Source organism: Xanthomonas sp. NCPPB 1754 (assembly GCF_041475725.2).
GTDB lineage: Bacteria > Pseudomonadota > Gammaproteobacteria > Xanthomonadales > Xanthomonadaceae > Xanthomonas > Xanthomonas euvesicatoria.
Genome location: NZ_CM192982.1, coordinates 1,880,654 through 1,897,947 on the forward strand (window position 1 = coordinate 1,880,654; position 17,294 = coordinate 1,897,947).

Below are 17,294 nucleotides of genomic sequence, written 5' to 3' on the forward strand. Positions count from 1 at the left end.
TCAAGCGTCCTGTGCCGATCGCAAAACTCGGCGGCTCCTTCGAACGCGCTGTACAGGGGTAATCCCCCCGCCCATTAGCAGACGCCAGAAGTGGAATTTTCTCGTACCCTTTCCCGAGGAGGTTCCATGAAGAAGTCCCGCTTTACCGACAGCCAGATCATCGCCGTGCTCAAGCAGGCCCAGGCCGGTGCGCCCGTGCCGGAGCTGTGCCGCGAGCACGGCATCAGCTCGGCCACGTTCTACAAGTGGCGTAGCAAGTTCGGCGGCATGGACGTGTCCATGGTCGCACGCATGAAGGAGTTGGAGGAGGAGAACCGCCGGCTCAAGAAGATGTACGCCGAGGCGCAGCTCAGTACCGACCTGCTGAAGGAAGCGCTCGCAAAAAAATGGTGAGGCCATCTCAGCGACGCGAGATGGCCCAATCGGCAGTCACGAGCGGGCGCACGAACATCCGCCACGCCTGCCAGACCTTCGCGGTGAGCCAGACCTGCTTCCGCTACCAGGCCAAGGCCAGCGAGCAGAACGCCCGGATCGCCGACTGGCTGGTCCGCCTGACGACCGCCCATCGCGACTGGGGCTTTGGCCTGTGCTACCTGTACCTGCGCAACGTGAAGGGCTTTGGCTGGAATCACAAGCGGGTCTACCGGATCTACCGCGAGCTGGAGTTGAACCTGCGGATCAAGCCGAAGAAGCGGCTGGTGCGTGAGCGGCCCGAGCCTCTGGCGGTGCCGGAGGCCATCAACCAGGTCTGGTCGATGGACTTCATGCACGACCAGTTGGCCGACGGCCGCAGCTTCCGGCTGTTCAATGTGCTCGACGACTTCAATCGCGAGGGGCTGGGGATCGAGGTGGATCTGTCGCTGCCGTCAGCCCGGGTGATCCGATCGCTGGAGCAGATCATCGAGTGGCGCGGCAAGCCCGCCGTGATCCGCTGCGACAACGGCCCTGAATACATCAGTGGCGCGTTGCTGTCCTGGGCACAGCGGCTTGGCATCCGGGTCGAGCACATCCAGCCGGGCAAGCCACAGCAGAACGCCTACGTTGAACGCTACAACCGCACCATCCGCTACGCCTGGCTCGCCCGCACCCTGTTCGACACCATCGACCAGGTGCAGGACAAAGCCACCCGCTGGCTATGGACGTACAACCACGAGCGCCCGAATATGGCGCTCGGCGGCATCACGCCTGCCATGAAGTTGGCGATGGCCGCTTAGCTCCACTTCTGGCGACCGCTAGAAGTGGGGGGGTTACCCAGGTTCATCACGGTGTTCTTCAGTTCGACCACCGAGTTGGTCACGTCCACGCCGGCCTCTAGTGCCTGGGTGACCCGGCCAACCGTGGTAGTAGCGCCTGTGAGCCTGCCGGGTGACGGGGCTGCGAGTTCTTTCTCCAGCTGTTTGGTGTCGATTTGCTTCTTGAGCTGCTTTTTCGTCTCCGCCGGCGAGGAGACGTCCTCACTGCCTTTTTTGGCCATAGCGCAAATCCTTGGAAGATGGCGTGGTCCATGCGGAGCGTGTTGTTCGTGGATGGGGTCGCGGTTGGGCAGGTGGCTCCTTGGCCATCGTGGACGACGTCTGCATGCTAACCGTGCCTGGGCAGGTGCACTACCCCATAGATTGCGAACTGATCTGTGGCCTTGGGATGGAGGTGCTTGCCGAAATCCAGCCGAGCAATTACGAGTTCGGCCCACCTAGGGCGCGTATCCGAGGTGAGACTTAACGGCCGCCCTGAAACTTGAAGGTGAAGCGAGCGGCGGATGCGACATTCTCCCCACTGATCGGCGCGGGCGTAGCATCTGTCAGCGTCAACATGCCATCGGCAACTAAGACCGGGGTGCCCAGCGTGAGGTCCATCTCCTTGGACCAGCCGCCGCCAAGCACGGTCGCCCTAACCACCAGCCGGCCGGCCTGGATGCATTGAACGTCTGCCGGGCAACGGCTGTCTTCGATAACGCGATCAGCACGCACCCTGGGACCATCAACCGCCGCGATCTCTCCCAACCGCACAGGGCCTTCAATGGGGCGGCTTGCGACTGGGCCACCTGCCGTGCACCCGGCAAGTGATAGGGCCATCAGTGCTGCAAGTGCTTCCACTCTCATCCAAAAGGTCAGGGCAGCTTTTCGTTGTTCGATTTGCATGGCTGGGCGGCTCCGAAGATGGCCTGAGTGTCCCACAGCTTTGCAATTCAAGGCTGAGATGCGCACCAGATGCGATGAACTTGAATGCTGTGAACATAGCCCTCCCTCTCTTGGTCCCTTCCCGCTAAAGTGCACGATCTTTTGCAACCTGGCACCAAGTCCAGGGCAGTCTCGAAAGGAAGTGGTGTAGGTGTTCAGAGCTTTGGTGTTTTTGGTTTTTGTGCTCGCCACATCGCCAGTGGCAGCCGCAGAACTGGTTGGGCGTGCGACCGTCACAGATGGCGACACGCTCACCGTAGCGAAAAAGCGGATCCGCCTATGGGGCATTGACGCCCCCGAGAGCACGCAGCAGTGCAGCACCAAGGATGGGCATTCTTGGCCCTGTGGTCGACGGTCCGCCGCCGCGCTGGATGGCTATCTGTTGGACAAGACCGTTAGTTGCCAACCCAAGGACACGGATCGCTATGGCCGGGTAGTCGCGGAGTGCCTCGTCCAGGGGCAATCCGTCAACCGCTGGATGGTGCACTCGGGTTGGGCGGTGGCGTATCGGCAATACGCAAAAGCGTTCATCGCCGACGAAGCCAATGCGAAGCAGCATCGGCGCAACCTCTGGCAGGGGCCCTTCCAGATGCCCGCCGACTACCGGCGCGGTAAGCGCGAGCAGGCGACTCACCAGGCTCAGGTAGCCACGCCGCCGGTGTCCAGCGGATGTCGCATCAAAGGCAACATCTCCCGGCAGGGCAAGAAGATCTACCACGCGCCTGGCCAGCGGGACTATGAGCGCACAAGCATTGATCTGAGCCGTGGCGAGCGCATGTTCTGCAGCTCGGAGGAGGCCGCACGGGCAGGCTGGCAGCCGGCAAAGCGCTGATGCCTTTGGCGCGGCAGTCGTCGGTGAGAGGGGCGGAACACTCGCCCACTTTGTCTTCCCAAGTTGCAGACGATTGCCGTAATGTCTGTATAGGACAAAGTAGCGCTTCCTGCGTTTTTATGGAGTTGCAGCTTTGATAGCCAGCTGCGGCAACTTTGTGTGCAATCTATCTGGGGCGTTGATTCATGATTAGTCGAGGATTGTATATTGGCGAGATTGTAGATGAGTTCGCTTCAATTGCTGCTCAGGTTAAGGTGCGCAATAAGCTTGGCCTTACCGACCTGTCAAAGTTCTGTGAAAACTATTTTAGGGACGTTCTCAACTGTTTATTGGGGGCTAATTTCGAAAATCTGAATAAGGATATCCCAAATGCGCCCGCTCTCGATTTGGGGGATCGCAATAAAAAGTTGGCGGTCCAAATTAGTTCCGCTGCAAACGCGAGCAAGGTGAACTCCACACTTTTGGGGCTCACCCAGGATATGAAGTCGATATATACAGATTTTTTTGTGCTTTCTATTGGTGGGAAACAAAGCACTTACGCCTTGGACAAGGGATTGGCAGATTCGGTAAAATTTAAGGTTGCCAATATTTGGGATATGGACACACTTGCCCACATGGCCATCGATCTGGAAATTGACAGGCTCGCGGATTTGCACCGTTTGGTTAGAAGGAACTCCGCGAAAGTGCGCGTGGAACTTGAGATACCAGACGAAAATGGTGATTACCCCACCAATGGTTACGATCAGTGGGAGCCGAGGATTGAGCCCGCGATAGGCAATGGCGCGGCCTTTGTCGAGTTCACGGCTGCCGAGGGGCGAGTCACAGTGCAGGAGGTCGATCACGCGGAGATAGAGTGTGGGCTGAAAATCTTGGGCGCGGAACTTGCCCGTCTCCCACGTGTCTCGAGAGAATTCCTCGTGTCCCTAATTGAACGGCGGGAGTCGAAGGGTTCGGTATACTTCGATGATAAGTGGATCCACCTGCTCTATGAAAAGGTTAAGCGAGAATTCAGAGGGTCGGACTTGATCGATGAACTGGGAATACTTGAGCACGCTGGTTTTGTCAAAATTAGGGGCGTAGACGCTGGTTATGATCGTGCACCGGAGATTGGCGTCCGTCTTTCCCACCAGAGTGACGCGTTGTCAATAGGGCTGCTAGGCTTTGTAAAGGCAAAAGGCCTTAATCTCAGGAACGTAATAGGTGCGGGTGATCTCTCTCAATTTTAGGAGAGCCTTGGTGCTCAGCGCGGGCAGGACTACGGGGTCGGCGTTCCTGCCGCCGTGGAAAGTGCTCGTGCCAAGCAGGACCGGGTGCAAGGCCACGATGGTCATACCTACCAGCGCAATGAGGCCGGGCAGTGGCTTGGAGAGGGCGGGGGGCCACCGGCAACCTGGCGGTGGAGCTGGAAATCACCAATCAGATGAGCCAGCCCTCGCTGGAACGCGCGCAGGAGACCTTGGCGGCCATTGAGGCTCGTCCTGCACCCACTCCTGAGCAGATGGAGCGCAACGAGCTTTTGCATCGCTACCGCGCTGCAGGCGTCGACCTCAATGCTCAGGACAACAACTTAGAGGCAGTCAAACTTGCCACCCAGCGCACGAAAGAGACCGAAGGCCTCACTGGCCCGACGATGCAGCAGCTAAAGCCGAACGAGCAGGGGCAATACGGCTACAACAGCCCGATCGTGCACACTAGGTCGGGCAAGATGGCGTGGCCCATCAGGTCGCATTGACCACGCCTGAGGAGTTGCGTCAGGCCAAGGCTGAACTCAGTCAGCCCGCCATGGCGCATGTGCCAACGCTTGGCACCGTCTCGGTGACCGCGCCACCCCGTAGCAAAGAGCACGAAGCCGAACCGGCCCAGGAAAGAACGCCATCTGGTCCATTGCTAGCCGACAACCCCGCTCACCCAGGCCATGCGACCTACCAGACGATCCATTCCTGGGTGAAAGGCACCGGGAACTGGAACGCGGAAGAAAGCCGCAATGTCTCAGCAGCGCTTTACAAGCAGCAAGCAGAGGATCCTCTGATCAAGCGGGTGGACCGGGTGACCGGTGCGCTGGGCAAGGACGGGGCTGAGAACGTGCTGGCGGTATACGCGCCGTTTGGCGACAAATCCCCGTTCTTCCATGCCCGTGTGGATGGACGGGAAGCAGCCCAGCAGCCAGCGGAGCAGAATCTGCAGCAGGCAGAGGTCATCAAGCAGGACCAAGTGCGCCAGCAGCAGGTGGAGATGACCCAGAAGCAAGCGCAAGAGCAGGCAGCGCCGACTCGGGGGATATGAAGTAGGGAGATGGTCACAGCGCTTCCTCCACTTACCGATCGCTCAGCGCATACCACGGTTGCAGATCGTCCGCTCGGCTAGTTGATCGAGTTCGGAGCGCGCGTCGAGCAATCTCACCTGGTGAGCCTTACTGCCTCCACGATGCGTGTCAGGCCGTCCTGCGCGCATTGCCTTAGCGGAATCGCGGCTGTATTGTCTACACATTGTAAAGACAACGGTGGCCACATGTCCGAGCGCAAAACAGAGGTCGTGAACCTGCGGATGAGCGCCAGAGTCAAGGGGCTTCTCCGGGAGGCTGCCGATCGGGAACATAGGACACTTTCCAACATGTTGGAGGTCCTTATCGAAGGCTATTTTGATGCGGGTCATCAGGTTGATACCTCGCTGGCATCCGACCGCAAAACCCGGACGATCACCGAGAAATCAACCAATGCCGACGCAAGTCGCGCTCATCGCGGTTAAAAAAATGAATGAAGCTATTTCCCGCTCTTTTTCTCTTCAAGATGAGGAGGCTGGGCTTCCTACTATTGAAGACGCAGAACTGGCAGTTGCTGTTAACAGCAGCCCACCGCAAAAGCCTTTCCTGCGCTGGGCGGGTGGTAAGACCCGGCTATTGAGCGCAATTCTCCCCCACGTCCCAACAAGTTTTAGAAATTTCCATGAGCCATTCTTGGGTTCCGGTGCAATGTTTTTTGCAGTTCGAGCGCGGGCGCATCGATGCTATTTGTCCGATCTCAATAGCGAACTTATCAATGTGTGGCAAGTCGTGCAAACGAAACCGCGCGCTCTTTTCAACCGTCTCCAGCCCTATCTGGATAGGCAAGGAGAGGATGAATATTATGCCATTCGTGCCGAGGAGCCAACTCGATCGCTTGAACGAGCGGCACGATTCTTTTACCTGAACCAGACTTCATGGAATGGGCTTTGGCGTGAAAATCGTTGGGGCGTCTTTAACGTGCCTTGGGGAGCACGTGCTTTCAGGGGTATTGATTTTTTGTCTTTGAAGGCGGTAGCGGATACTTTGAAAGACACGGAAATCGTCGAGCAGGATTTCCGTCAATCAGTAAATCGTGCACAGCCGGGTGATTTCGTGTATTTAGATCCTCCATATCTGCCCATTTCTGATACCAGTAAATTCGCAGGCTACAACGGGAAGCGCTTCCGAACCGCCGATTTAGAAGAGTTGGCCTTTTTATGTGAGGGCCTAACCAGGCGGGGTGTGCATTGGATTGTCTCAAATAGAGACAATGAGCACATTCGCAAGATTTTCTCGCATGCCAAGGTTTATTCATTCACCACGCGTCGCTCGGTTTCGGCTCAGGCCAAGAGGCATATTCAGCCTAAGGATTCGCCAGAAGTCATTGTTGTAGGAGGGCCGAATCGATGAGCCAGCAGCGCGTTCGTGCCGTGATCTTTGCGCGATACACCTTGTCCAATTTCAAGGCGCTCTATGGTCGCTTGAGGAGCGGCAATAGTTACAGCAAAGACTACTTTCAGATTAATGCAAAGGCGGCTTCGATAATTGCCGGCGCGCTGGGATTCGAGGGAGATAGAATCAATCTATCTTATGCTTGGCCCGATGGCGGTCAAATAGATGGCTACCTTCTATTTTCTGCCGACCGTCTCCACTTGGGATGGGAGACGAACCAACCACCTTCTCCTTGGCGTGTCGGTCAAGTCGGCTCGCGTCCGGAAATCAGCCTGGAAGGAGCTGCGGATTTGCAATCAGAGGCCGATGCAAATGCGGTGTTTGATGCGATCAGTCGCCAAAATACAAAGCCTTGGCTGATTGCTGTAAAACTTGCGGATGAAGGTGCGAGGCTTCATACGCGGGTTTACTTTGAAAACCCACCTGAAAATTTCTCGGATCGAGCATTGGACCAACTTCCTTCGGAGGTCCTGGCTGCAATCAAGACGCTGCCCCAAAGTGTTGGGCTTGGCGCGATGGGATGGGAAGAGCCCAAGAAGCGTGAGCCTCGCGCTCCGGGGGTCGTCAAAGCGGTGCTAGAGGCTTTGGAGCGTGAACCGAACGTGCTCCTCGTTGGGCCGCCTGGAACGGGTAAAAGCGTCGCTTTGGAAGATTTGCGTGAAAACTATCGATCAATTCAGAAGGCTCCGCAATTCGACCCTGATTCTTGGCCTGGCAACTGGACTGATGGCTCTGAGGTGCAGCAAGAGGGTGCCTCGGATTCGCGAAGCGAGGCACTGGTTTTTCATCCTGCGTATAGCTACGAGCAGTTCGTAGCCGGGCTCTTCCCTAGCTCGACCAGTAAGGGCGCAATCAAGCTTGAAGCGAAGGCTGGGCCCCTGCTGTCCTTAGGTCACTGGGCTTCCGCTGATCCTGGACGAAAGGCGCTCTTGATTTTAGATGAGTTCAATCGTGGCTCGGCTGCTGCGATTTTTGGCGATACGCTTGGACTTTTGGACGGCGATAAACGCTCTGGCGTGGGGAAGGCTGGCTCATACATCTCGCGTCCTTATCCCAACCAAGAGATGTTGGTTGCCCCGATTTACAGGCGGGACGAGGCAGAAGAGGAGCAATTCGATTCCGAATTGAGGCTTCCGGCAGGGCTCCACATTGTAGCGGCAATGAACAGCACCGATCGCTCAGTTGCGCCGCTTGATGCCGCAATGCGCCGCCGTTTTAGCGTTATTCGAGTGGGCCCGGACTATGATCTGTTGGTGAGGCGGCTGCTTGAAAATGCCGGGAACGCTGACAGGGATCTTCCTTCAAGCCAGAGCGCTGACGATTGGACGCCGGATGATGTCGCGTTGCTTGCTGTTCGAGTTCTTCGAACCGTTAATGAGCGCATCGAGTTCTGCTTAGGCGAGGATTTCTTACTTGGACATGCCCTCGTTTGGAATGTAGGTGTAGGCGACACTGCTGCGCGTTTGCGCCTACTATCCATTGCAATGGATACGAAAATCGTTCCGACTTTACGCACCACGTTCCTTGACCAAGATGATGTTCTAGCAGTAGTTCTGGGAATCAAAGATTCAACCGGAGTTTCCAGTGATCGAGAGGCTCCCGAGGATGCATTAGGCTACTGGCGTTCCGCACCGTCTGCACTTGCTAGCATCGCTCCTAAGAGGCTAGTTTTACGAGAAGTCAGCGCGTTCGATCCGACGAAGCAGCTTCGTGTTCTTCTCGCTGTTGCTCGTGACTGATAGTGAGGACTATCGAGGTCACCGAAGGGGTAGATTTTGCGCTATCCAATGCAGATGCAGAGCGATTGAGGGCGGCAGCTGAACTGCTTCGACTTCAACTAAGGCCTAGTTTCAAGCTGCTATATGAGCACGGTGGATTGTTGCGTCTGCAAAATGTGCTGGGAACCATTGATCTTGGGCGTGGTTTGACAATCCAAGTTTCGCCTAAGGTCAGCAGCAACGAAGATTGGGCAACGGCCGTTGTGTCTCTCCTAACGGGAGACGAGGGTATCCATATCGCGGGCGAGCGCAGGGCTGGGACAAGTCGGACACATGCCACCTTGCTCGATGTTTTGGCGGACATCTACCTCAATCGGTTGGAGCGGGCTTTTCGACAGGAAGGGCCAATTGCCATCATGGAGCGTCGGAGGTCCGAACTTCCTCACCTACAAGGGACACTGGATGTAAGTCGTTGGGCGCGAACGGCGCTGTGGCGTCCTCATATCTTTCCCGTTTCGCGGACACTTCTTGTATCGGACAATATCTTTACGCAGAACTTGGTTTTCGTTGCGAGGGCTCTCGCTGCTGCGTCTACCCAATCACGCGTTAGCAACGGTTTGCGTCGATTGGTTCGAGATCTAGCGCCAGGCAGTGGCCCAAATGGCACAAGTAGCAAGGCACGGGCGGGTTCCCTCCCGGAGCAGTGGAGTGCTTATAAGCCTGCGTGGTCACTTGCCAATGCAATCCTGAATAAGACTTCATTGTTAGGAGCTTCGGGTCATCACGCAGGCTTTGGATTGGCGGTTGAGGGTTGGCCTCTCTTGGAGACCCTTCTGGAAAGAACACTCCGATCGCTAGTCGTAGTTGCTGCTCGCCAAGGAAGAGCACTTACTTATCAAATGCAAAGCAAGGTGCAGCTGCTTTCTCCCGTGGGCATGGGCCGAGCTTTCAATCCTAGTGCTGACGCGCTTCTCCTGGAGGAGGGACGGGTATTAGCTGCTTTCGAGGCGAAGTATGTCGCGTTTGATCAGCGAGTTCCTGAGCGAGGGCACATCTATCAAGCGCTCAGCACCGCTGCGGCTTGTCAAGCGCCGCTCTCTGTTCTGATCTACCCAGCAGCCTTTCCTCATCAGGTGTGGGATACTTGTGGGTTCGGTGACACTCCCAGGAAACTCGTGGCTGTTGGGTTAGATCTGTTCAAGTATCGCTCTCCCATTCAAGTTGAGTCGCAGGCAATTGAGCTGCTTGCATTTCTTGATGGAGTTGATACAGCACTGGACAGCGCGAGTGACGCTTTGGTTGCCTCATCGCCATGACAGTAGCTTGGGACGCTGTGTATCGGGCTGCTGATGTCGTTTGCCCAGAGGAGCCGCTTCGGGCGACTAACCTTCTGATTGCTGCTGCATCTCGCCATGGCGCGCGAGAAGGGGCAAAGCGTTGGAGTGGCTCGGCTGCGCGATCGGCGATCGTCGATTTAGCGTTGTCGCCTCTGCCTGAATTCGATGGCAGCAGTCACGACTGGCAACGTGTTGCGGAACTTGCACTGAGCGCTTCTTTCTTGGGTAAAGCGCTGGAAGGGATGCACTCCTGGGCGGCTTCTTATCAGAGAGCAACCAGCACACAGAAGAGCCTAGGTGCGTATGCCACGCATGACGCATTTGCCGCAGCGTTAGCGCGGATCACGTTGGAGCCTTTGGCAGAGGATCGCATCCATCGGATAGTTGATCCGAGTGTCGGTGCGGGCAATTTGCTACTCGCCGCAATCGAACAGCGGGGCCGGCTGCGGAGTAAGTCCCACCTCAAACGTTTTATCCTCTCGTTGCATGGTGTCGAGCTTGATCCGCGTGCAAGAGAGCTTTGTTGTCTCTTGCTGTGGCTAGCTGGCGCCGATGCCGGTGTGAACCTTCAACAAGTCAGTGAAAATATTCGCTTGGATAACGCGCTCACGCGTGATTGGTGGTCCGGGCAAGAGCTGTATGATGTAGTTCTCATGAATCCCCCGTGGGAATCACTGCGTCATAGCGTTGGCTTGGGCGGCGACGAGGAGCGAGCGAGGACAATTGCGCGCATGTCGGTCTGTGGAGAAGGAGCGCCTGGACTGCCGCCACTTTATAGCGCCCAGGGTAAAGGGGACCGCAACCTCTTCAAGGGTTTTGTTGAGCTTGTTCCTCATCTTCTTGTTGAGGGCGGCCGACTGGGTGCGGTTTTGCCGGCAGCCTTTGCGTCTGATGCGGGCATGGCGGAACTGCGAGAGCGCTATTTCCAACAATTCGAAATAGCCCGATGGACTGGCTACGAGAACCGTGCGGGCTATTTCCCAATCGACGGGCGCTACAAGTTTGGTCTTTTGGCAGCGACGCGCTCCAATGCAGGCACCAAACGGTTGTCGGTGCGCAGTTTCGCGACCGAGCCCAAGGAGGTTGAGGCGCCTCATATCCCGCTCCGACGTAGCGATATCGCGTTGATTGGCGGCAAACATCACGTCATTCCAGAGCTGTCGCATAAGCGTGAGCTAGATGTGCTTCGAACTGCTCTGAGTTCAGGCACTCCTCTGTTTGAGCCTGGTCCTCTTGGTCGGGTGCGCTATCGCCGCGAAGTTGATTTAAGTCTCGGAAGAGACCGCTTTCAGCATGTGAGCAAAGAGCGACTGACCAGACTTAAGGATGGAACATTCCGCAATAAAAAAGGAGTTGTGCTGGCTCCTTTGATGGAGGGCCGTCTAGTGGGCGCATACGATTGTGCCCAGAAAAGCTGGGTATCCGGCTCTGGTCGCACTGCGGTGTGGGAAGACAATGATGATAGACTACTTGCGCAGTGCACACCACAGTATGTGATGCCTGCGGAAATGAATGTCCCGCCGCGCGTCGCGTTCTGCGATGTCACTGCTTCGACTAACACACGAACCATGATTGCCAGCTTAGTGCCAGAAGGCTGGCAATGCGGTAACACGGCACCCGTGCTTGAATTCTCAGACACGCTGAGCGCATATGCTGGTCTGGGCGTATTGAATTCGATGGTGTTTGATTGGATTACTCGCCGCATGATCAGCGGGCTGCATCTCAACAAGTTCATCTTGGAGGGTCTCGTCTGGCCCCGCGTTTCAGCAAGTGAGCTTGAACTAATTGCTGCCGCTGCATGGAGCATTTGTGTCCACAGCCCTCGCGCAGGCCTGTCTTCTCAGGAATTACGCTCTCCCCCCTGGCACGCAACTGCCAAAAAGCTACGCCCGATGGACTATATTGAGGCTGCTTCCAGTATCGAAGTAGCGGTGGCAGCCGGTCTTGGCCTCGACGTCACACTTCTCAAAGTTATTTACGATCGCAATGTTAATGATCGCCGGGGACTTTGGAGACATTTCAATTCTGACGCGCGTGCTCTGGATGTAATTGAAGCTGCTATGTTCAAAGCGTTGCTCTGAGTGAAATGGACGTCATTGGTGCTATTGAGAGCTTCAATTCAACGGGCACAGCAGGGCATGCAACTGAGCGAAGCTTTCGAGTCCTGAGAACTCATCAAATCATCAAAGGGATGTGGCATGGATGATCGATCAAGAGTTGAGCATTACCGGCGTTTGCTGGCGCAGCGAAGATTGAGTGAACCTAAAGAACAACACACCAGTTGGCTTGACCGCTGGGGTGGCCGTGCTGCCAATTGGTCCCAGCTTCTGACGCTGCTCCTTCTCGGCTTTGGTTATTTCTACACCGTGCGTCCGGTCTATCAGAAGGATCTTTTGGAGGAGCAGAGCGCCAAGCTTCAAATGGAAAAAGAAAGGCTTGAAAAGCAGAATGCTCTAGCGTTTGCCAAGGCAAAGGCGATGCAGGCGAGTCTTTCCGAACTTCAGGTGCGCAGAGAAGCATTGCAGCAGCAAAATTCCGACCTGCAAATGCAGCAAAGTAGTCTCAGTCAGGAGGTCGGAAAGCTTAGGCAATCTAGTCGTGTGCTCGATCAACAACTGGCGACCCTCAATGGCCAAAATGCCGATCAGCGCGAACAGCTGCTGGACGGTCATAAAACGCTCTTGAAGGGTTCCTTGCTTTATTGGGCCAGGGGTGTGCTGGATGATCGCGATATCCTGCCGTTTTCGGGTGGCGATGAAGCGTTAGATAAGTGGGTGAATAAAGTCCCGCTTCAACCTGCACAAGTCGTCCTTGGAGTTATTGACAAGGAGATTGCGGATCAAAGCTACTTCGGGCTCCCGGCCCCGCAAGACATCAGCAAGCAAGTGGTAGAAGAATTCCGTCAGGGCGTCTTGACGCACAAGGATGGCTTGATGTGCCCCAATGTGGATCGCCACGCTTGGAAGGAGTCGTGGCTTCGAACCAGGCAACGCTACTTGTCCCAACTCTCCGAGTGCGTGGATTCGGGTATGGTGAGCGTTTACCAAGATCAAGGTTTCAACTTGACACAAATTCTAGTGATGCGAAAAACAGCCAATTGGAAGCGTCAAGCCAAAATTCTTGCTATCAGTTGCCGCATCGTTGCAGAACGGGAAAGCGCAGAGCTATTCGATCGAGCGTGGAGGAACATTGAACAGGCATGTCAGGCGCGGTTGTTCAACGCGGCAGAAGTGGCCCTCGGCGGAACGCCGAAGTTGCCGAGATTCCCCTCCACAGAGCCACCTGCGCCAAAAGAGAAGTGGTTTCAGGGCAACTGATGCGGACAGTGATCAATGGTAAGTCCTCCCGTTGAATTCGAACAACATAGCAGCGCGTCTAAGTTACCTGGGTTTACCTCGATACCCCAGCGGCTCCGAAAGTATGTTCTGGGCGTGCTGACCCCGGCTAGCGATCAAGCCGTGCACAGAGTGGTCGAATGATGACTCCCACTTCACGGACAAACGGCAGGACGCTAAGCTCGCCCGATGCTAACAATCCTCCATCCTGAGCTATACCAGCAGATTCTGAGCTACCCAATCGGCATCATGGCTGCGCTTGATCCTGACGGTGGTAATCCCTACCTCATCGTCAAGGCTACGAAAGAGTTTCTTCTCGCGGCCAAGATCAGTGGTTTCATCAAGGTCTATGTATGTCCCGCTGACCTTGGCGGAACAGATACGCTAGCGCTGGTCTTCGCGTTTTATGATGACGAAGACGAGCCTTTGATCATCCGCACGCCTTTGGTCGATGACGTTGAGAGTCGTCATCTGTTGGCGACACTGACGAGTCCATTGGTCAATGTTCATTTTTTTGATGAGCATGGAAGAGAGTTCCTAGTCTATGAGGCTGAGCTTGATCTTCCAAAAGTCACCAGGGCTCGCCTGGACGGGTTGAGGCTGCTCGAGTCCGATTTTATCCAGGCTCAGAACATGCTGCATGGAGTCGCTCACTGGTTCGGCCTGCGAACCTCTCAGGACGACGAAGAAGCGCTAACGGTCAGGTTGGTGCACAACCCTTTTGGGGAGAGCCTAGCAATCCAGGACTCGCGATATCCGCTCCATCAACACCATGGAGGAAAGGGTTACAGCATTTCGATGTTGGAACGGGAAGAGCCGGGCAACTTCCAAGAGGAAGACATCATCAAGTGCCTGGCGATGTGCTTTCCCCAAAGCCAGATCTATCATAGCCCCCTCCGAACGACTGACAGAGAGGAAATTTGTGACGTCTTGGTCGTCACAGACGATCGATTGCTCATCATCCAAGCTAAGGACAGTCCGAACATCGAGCGCATCGTAAAGCAGAAGCTCAGTCGCAAGCAGACGAACGCGATGACTGCTTTCAAGAAGGCAGTGGGGCAGGTTCGCGGTGCGCATAGCTACATCAAAGCGGGAAAAGGAACGCTGCGCTACATCCTCAACGGCGAAGAGCATTCAATCGATATCGGTCAGAGAGAGCTTTTTGCGATCACGATCATCAAAGAAGTCTTCGAGCGGGAGAGCGAGGAATACGCGAAGGTGCTGAATGCCTTGATGGTGGAGCGCGGTATCCCCTGCTACGTGATTTCTTATGGCATGTTCTATGAGTTGTGCTATCGAGTTCACAACCCTGACAAATTTTTTCAATTCTCAGAAGAGATGGTTGAAAGCATCAAGCATTTACGAGACCTTCCAATAATAAATTTCCACGGCTAGCGGCCGGCATCTTGTGATCCCCAAATGTTGCTTGCATCTTGAACCTCATGCGCCGTTATCTCGGGTGCTGAACGGCCACCCCTGACTTTGCTCTATCTACTCGGCATCAGACGCAGCAGCCATACTCACGGTCCAATGGCCACCTTCCTCTCGATGGGGCTTGAGTAGATCATAGGTCTTCAACATGTCAACGAGTCCAGAGTGCCCGTAGGCATTTGGCCAGAAGGCTGAGCCGGCACGCTTCCTCTTAGGATTTAGCCCGATTTGGGAATTGATCGTGGAAACCCTGATGATGCGGTGACGCACCCCCTACACTGAACAAGTTCTCAAGCCATGCCGCATCTGTGCGGCATGGCGTTGGTAGCAAACATGGCTCGTCTTAGGGATACATTCTCGCCTCCTTCCTCAGCCGCTCCTTAAATTGCCCGCGCACGTAGCTCGGCAGCGTCACGGACGGCTGATAGTGGCCAAGCGCTTCGACTTGGATCTTCCGAGTGTTCCCAACCGATTTGTGGACATAGTTGTCCTGCAGAACGGGAGCCTTCTTGTTGAGCGCGTGACCCGTGATCAGCGCAATGTGCTCCACGCGCACGCCCTTTGCATCCAACTCTGTGGCAAGGGTGTGCCGGAACGCATGCGATCCAATGCCTTTGCCAAAGCCTAAGCCCTTCAAGTAGGCCGCAAATTGGTTGACGAAGCCCTGGCTGTAGCGCCCGTTAGGCTCACCGGTCTTGCGGCAAGTGCCAGCCGACAGGTTAGGGAAGAGGCGCTTGTGGCCACTTGCCTTGATGTCGGCCAGGAAGTCGAGAAAGCCGGCCTGGATGAGGCTTGGGTGAATGGGGACCTTCCGGATCGCGCTCTTGCCTTTCAGGCTTTGCCGGCTGCGCTTGCCAGCGCTTTGCGCCAGGTCCTCGTCCACCGTCTTCTGGATCGAGAAGCACCACACGCCTTGATCTTGGACGACGTCGTTGGCTTTGAGCTGCGCGATCTCGTTGATCCTTGCGCCTGTGTAAAGCGCAATGAGCGGACACCACCAACGGTGCGGATACTTCTTGGCCCAGGGCAGGAAGGTCTCGGGGTTGAAGATCTTCTGGATTTCCTCTGGTGAGAGCAGCCGCTCGGGCTCATCCTGATCAACCAGTAGCTCTTCCCTAGCAGGCTTGAACGCATCCAAGGGCGAATGCGGGATGGCACGCGCCTTGACCAAGGTGTTGAAGAAGGACGCGAGGAATCGCCGATGGAGTTCGAGTGTTGCGTTGGCCGGCTGTGGGCGTCCTTGACGTTGGCCCTTGGCGATCAAGGCTTCGACGCTCAATCCCTGGTGCTTGGGGTTGGTCATGAAGTCTTCGGGCGCCCAACGCAGCAGATCCCACATCTGGTAGATATGCGTGTGCTCGATGCGAGCAACGGAGGTGTTGCCACTCACACGTTGCAAGATGGCAAGCGTGCGACGATAAGCATCAATTGTGGCGGTGCGAAGGTTCTGCCGTTCCTTGTCTTTCAGAAAGTCATCGACCTCCTCGGAGAGCAACCGCGCTGGTGTGGCCAGGGGCAGAGGTTCGGGATAGCGAGTTCCGGATCGGCGAAGCCGGCGGAGCTTCTCATGGTGCTCGTAAGTCGCTTGGACCAGATCTTGAAGGTGAAGCGCGCCGGCTCGGTCTTGAACGACCATGTCATTGAATTCGACTTTGCCGATGCGAATGCTTCGGATAAATAACTGGCCTTTTGGGTGTTGCAAATAATGATGAAGTTGAGAGTGTTTGAAGTGCATCTACGATCCAATTTTGAGAAGGTAGACGTTTGATAAGGGGAGGGAATTTTCTGTCAATGAAAAAATAGGACAGAAATTTCGTGCCGATGATTGCCTAAGGTGGTCTCGATGATTGCTGTTCAAACACCTCAATTTTCAGTTTGAATTCGATAAGGGATTTTATCGAGAAACTATATGCGTCAATGATTGTGGCTGTATAAATGAGCTTGAAACCATCAATGCGCGTGTAGTGTTTAAACGTAACAAAAGGGCGGAAAGCGAGAGATATCTCACGCAAATAAAATGAACGCAATATAAATGAGGTGGCCTTGTCTAATCTAATATTTCTTAAGAAGGCAGTTAGGCAATCCGATTTCACTGCTTTTTGGACTTGGCAAAATCCTAAAAGTTAGTCTCAGCTTTTGAGACATAAGTAGTCTGAGATAGGGCCTGGAGACCGGAGCTTAGGGGCTTCGGGATCTGCAAGGCTATGCGTTGGTTCTCTTGATGACTTACCAATGGAGCTTGGCAAATGGGTATGCCTTTCGATGTGTCTGACGTGGTCGGTAGTCTGGTTGCAGCCGTTGTTCTCATTGTTGCGAAGTGGGCGTTCGATAAGCTTAGCTTTTGGGATGAAAAAATTGGCTTGATGATAAACCGAGCTGAACTGAGAAAGGTTGAGTTGCTCAGGGCTGACCCTGTCCACATCACGCATTTCCTATTGCTTCAGGGCATTTACTGTTTCGGCGCATTGGCTATTGGGCTGATGCTGCTGCCGCTGGCCTTCATGGACGGTGGCATGAAGCTACTCACGCCAGGACTGTGGTGCGTTGGTCTGGTAATCTATTTTTGCGTTGTGTTCCCGGCAGGCATGATGGTCCGCGTGCGAAAGGGCGATGCCTACATCAAGCGTCAACAGGAGCGCATCGCCCGAGCTGAAAAGCGACTTGAACTCCGCCGGCAGCGGAAGAGTCCATAGCCCTGCTTGAAGGAATGATGGTCACCTGACTTTCGCCACGAAAAGGTTAGCGTCATCCC

Annotated in this window: 14 protein-coding genes and 1 pseudogene; 12 read left to right on the forward strand and 3 right to left on the reverse strand. The window is 55.3% G+C overall.

Annotated elements, in window-relative coordinates:
- Positions 1 to 126: 126 nt before the first annotated feature.
- Positions 127 to 1,214, forward strand: a protein-coding gene (locus tag ACCQ15_RS08375) for an IS3-like element ISXac2 family transposase (RefSeq protein WP_089504397.1) whose coding sequence is annotated in 2 segments (ribosomal slippage) — positions 127 to 379 and positions 379 to 1,214 — 1,089 coding nt in all. Because the reading frame shifts where the segments join, the coding sequence is not laid out codon by codon here.
- On the opposite strand, the gene ACCQ15_RS08380 is transcribed toward ACCQ15_RS08375, so the two are convergent.
- A complete protein-coding gene (locus ACCQ15_RS08380; RefSeq protein ID WP_372381412.1) occupies positions 1,211 to 1,474 on the reverse strand; it encodes a hypothetical protein in 264 nt (87 codons plus the stop codon). The two genes, ACCQ15_RS08375 and ACCQ15_RS08380, sit on opposite strands and share 4 nt — an antisense overlap.
- A 241-nt stretch (positions 1,475 to 1,715) precedes the next feature.
- Positions 1,716 to 2,138: a hypothetical protein gene (locus tag ACCQ15_RS08385; RefSeq protein WP_372381413.1), complete on the reverse strand. Its 423-nt coding sequence runs from the start codon at positions 2,136 to 2,138 to the stop codon at positions 1,716 to 1,718.
- A gap of 190 nt (positions 2,139 to 2,328) precedes the next feature.
- On the opposite strand from ACCQ15_RS08385, the gene ACCQ15_RS08390 reads away from it, so the two are divergent.
- From ACCQ15_RS08390 to ACCQ15_RS08435, 10 genes and pseudogenes are all read left to right on the forward strand, one after another.
- Entirely contained in the window at positions 2,329 to 3,009 is a 681-nt protein-coding gene (locus tag ACCQ15_RS08390; RefSeq protein ID WP_039418238.1) for a thermonuclease family protein, read from the forward strand.
- 200 nt (positions 3,010 to 3,209) lie between these two features.
- Entirely contained in the window at positions 3,210 to 4,235 is a 1,026-nt protein-coding gene (locus tag ACCQ15_RS08395) for an SMEK domain-containing protein (protein WP_039418239.1), read from the forward strand.
- A pseudogene (locus ACCQ15_RS08400) lies at positions 4,236 to 5,292 on the forward strand (XVIPCD domain-containing protein); the annotation flags it as partial.
- A gap of 225 nt (positions 5,293 to 5,517) precedes the next feature.
- Positions 5,518 to 5,754 carry a hypothetical protein gene (locus ACCQ15_RS08405; RefSeq protein ID WP_078562081.1) on the forward strand — a complete coding sequence of 79 codons (237 nt, stop codon included), beginning with the start codon at positions 5,518 to 5,520 and terminating at the stop codon, positions 5,752 to 5,754.
- Positions 5,723 to 6,679 (forward strand): DNA adenine methylase, encoded by a 957-nt coding sequence (locus tag ACCQ15_RS08410; RefSeq protein ID WP_170913651.1) that lies wholly within the window; start codon positions 5,723 to 5,725, stop codon positions 6,677 to 6,679. Before ACCQ15_RS08405 ends, ACCQ15_RS08410 begins: the two co-directional genes overlap by 32 nt.
- A complete protein-coding gene (locus tag ACCQ15_RS08415; RefSeq protein WP_139370586.1) occupies positions 6,676 to 8,460 on the forward strand; it encodes an AAA family ATPase in 1,785 nt (594 codons plus the stop codon). Before ACCQ15_RS08410 ends, ACCQ15_RS08415 begins: the two co-directional genes overlap by 4 nt.
- A 155-nt stretch (positions 8,461 to 8,615) precedes the next feature.
- The gene (locus ACCQ15_RS08420) at positions 8,616 to 9,755 is read left to right on the forward strand and encodes a 5-methylcytosine restriction system specificity protein McrC (RefSeq protein ID WP_228884895.1); all 1,140 of its coding nucleotides are present in this window, start codon (positions 8,616 to 8,618) and stop codon (positions 9,753 to 9,755) included.
- Between the two features lie 164 nt (positions 9,756 to 9,919).
- A complete protein-coding gene (locus ACCQ15_RS08425; RefSeq protein ID WP_170913650.1) occupies positions 9,920 to 11,857 on the forward strand; it encodes an N-6 DNA methylase in 1,938 nt (645 codons plus the stop codon).
- Positions 11,858 to 11,974: 117 nt separating this feature from the next.
- The gene (locus ACCQ15_RS08430; protein ID WP_139370585.1) at positions 11,975 to 13,093 is read left to right on the forward strand and encodes a hypothetical protein; all 1,119 of its coding nucleotides are present in this window, start codon (positions 11,975 to 11,977) and stop codon (positions 13,091 to 13,093) included.
- 207 nt (positions 13,094 to 13,300) lie between these two features.
- Positions 13,301 to 14,506, forward strand: a complete 1,206-nt coding sequence (locus ACCQ15_RS08435; RefSeq protein ID WP_039417612.1) for a hypothetical protein — start codon at positions 13,301 to 13,303, stop codon at positions 14,504 to 14,506.
- Positions 14,507 to 14,885: 379 nt separating this feature from the next.
- Here the strand turns inward: ACCQ15_RS08435 and ACCQ15_RS08440 are convergent, their stop codons facing one another.
- Positions 14,886 to 16,055: a site-specific integrase gene (locus tag ACCQ15_RS08440; protein WP_039417614.1), complete on the reverse strand. Its 1,170-nt coding sequence runs from the start codon at positions 16,053 to 16,055 to the stop codon at positions 14,886 to 14,888.
- Positions 16,056 to 16,788: 733 nt separating this feature from the next.
- Between ACCQ15_RS08440 and ACCQ15_RS08445 the strand changes: the two genes are divergently transcribed.
- The gene (locus ACCQ15_RS08445; RefSeq protein ID WP_016851042.1) at positions 16,789 to 17,235 is read left to right on the forward strand and encodes a hypothetical protein; all 447 of its coding nucleotides are present in this window, start codon (positions 16,789 to 16,791) and stop codon (positions 17,233 to 17,235) included.
- The last annotated feature ends 59 nt before the right edge of the window (positions 17,236 to 17,294 follow it).

What these genes read in the sequence shown, in the direction of transcription:
- ACCQ15_RS08410 (WP_170913651.1), top strand. Translation starts at nt 5,723, where the DNA reads ATGCCGACGCAAGTCGCGCTCATCGCGGTTAAAAAAATGAATGAAGCT.
- ACCQ15_RS08385 (WP_372381413.1), bottom strand. Translation starts at nt 2,138, where the DNA reads ATGCAAATCGAACAACGAAAAGCTGCCCTGACCTTTTGGATGAGAGTG.
- ACCQ15_RS08445 (WP_016851042.1), top strand. Translation starts at nt 16,789, where the DNA reads ATGGGTATGCCTTTCGATGTGTCTGACGTGGTCGGTAGTCTGGTTGCA.
- ACCQ15_RS08380 (WP_372381412.1), bottom strand. Translation starts at nt 1,474, where the DNA reads ATGGCCAAAAAAGGCAGTGAGGACGTCTCCTCGCCGGCGGAGACGAAA.
- ACCQ15_RS08415 (WP_139370586.1), top strand. Translation starts at nt 6,676, where the DNA reads ATGAGCCAGCAGCGCGTTCGTGCCGTGATCTTTGCGCGATACACCTTG.
- ACCQ15_RS08435 (WP_039417612.1), top strand. Translation starts at nt 13,301, where the DNA reads ATGCTAACAATCCTCCATCCTGAGCTATACCAGCAGATTCTGAGCTAC.
- ACCQ15_RS08405 (WP_078562081.1), top strand. Translation starts at nt 5,518, where the DNA reads ATGTCCGAGCGCAAAACAGAGGTCGTGAACCTGCGGATGAGCGCCAGA.
- ACCQ15_RS08430 (WP_139370585.1), top strand. Translation starts at nt 11,975, where the DNA reads ATGGATGATCGATCAAGAGTTGAGCATTACCGGCGTTTGCTGGCGCAG.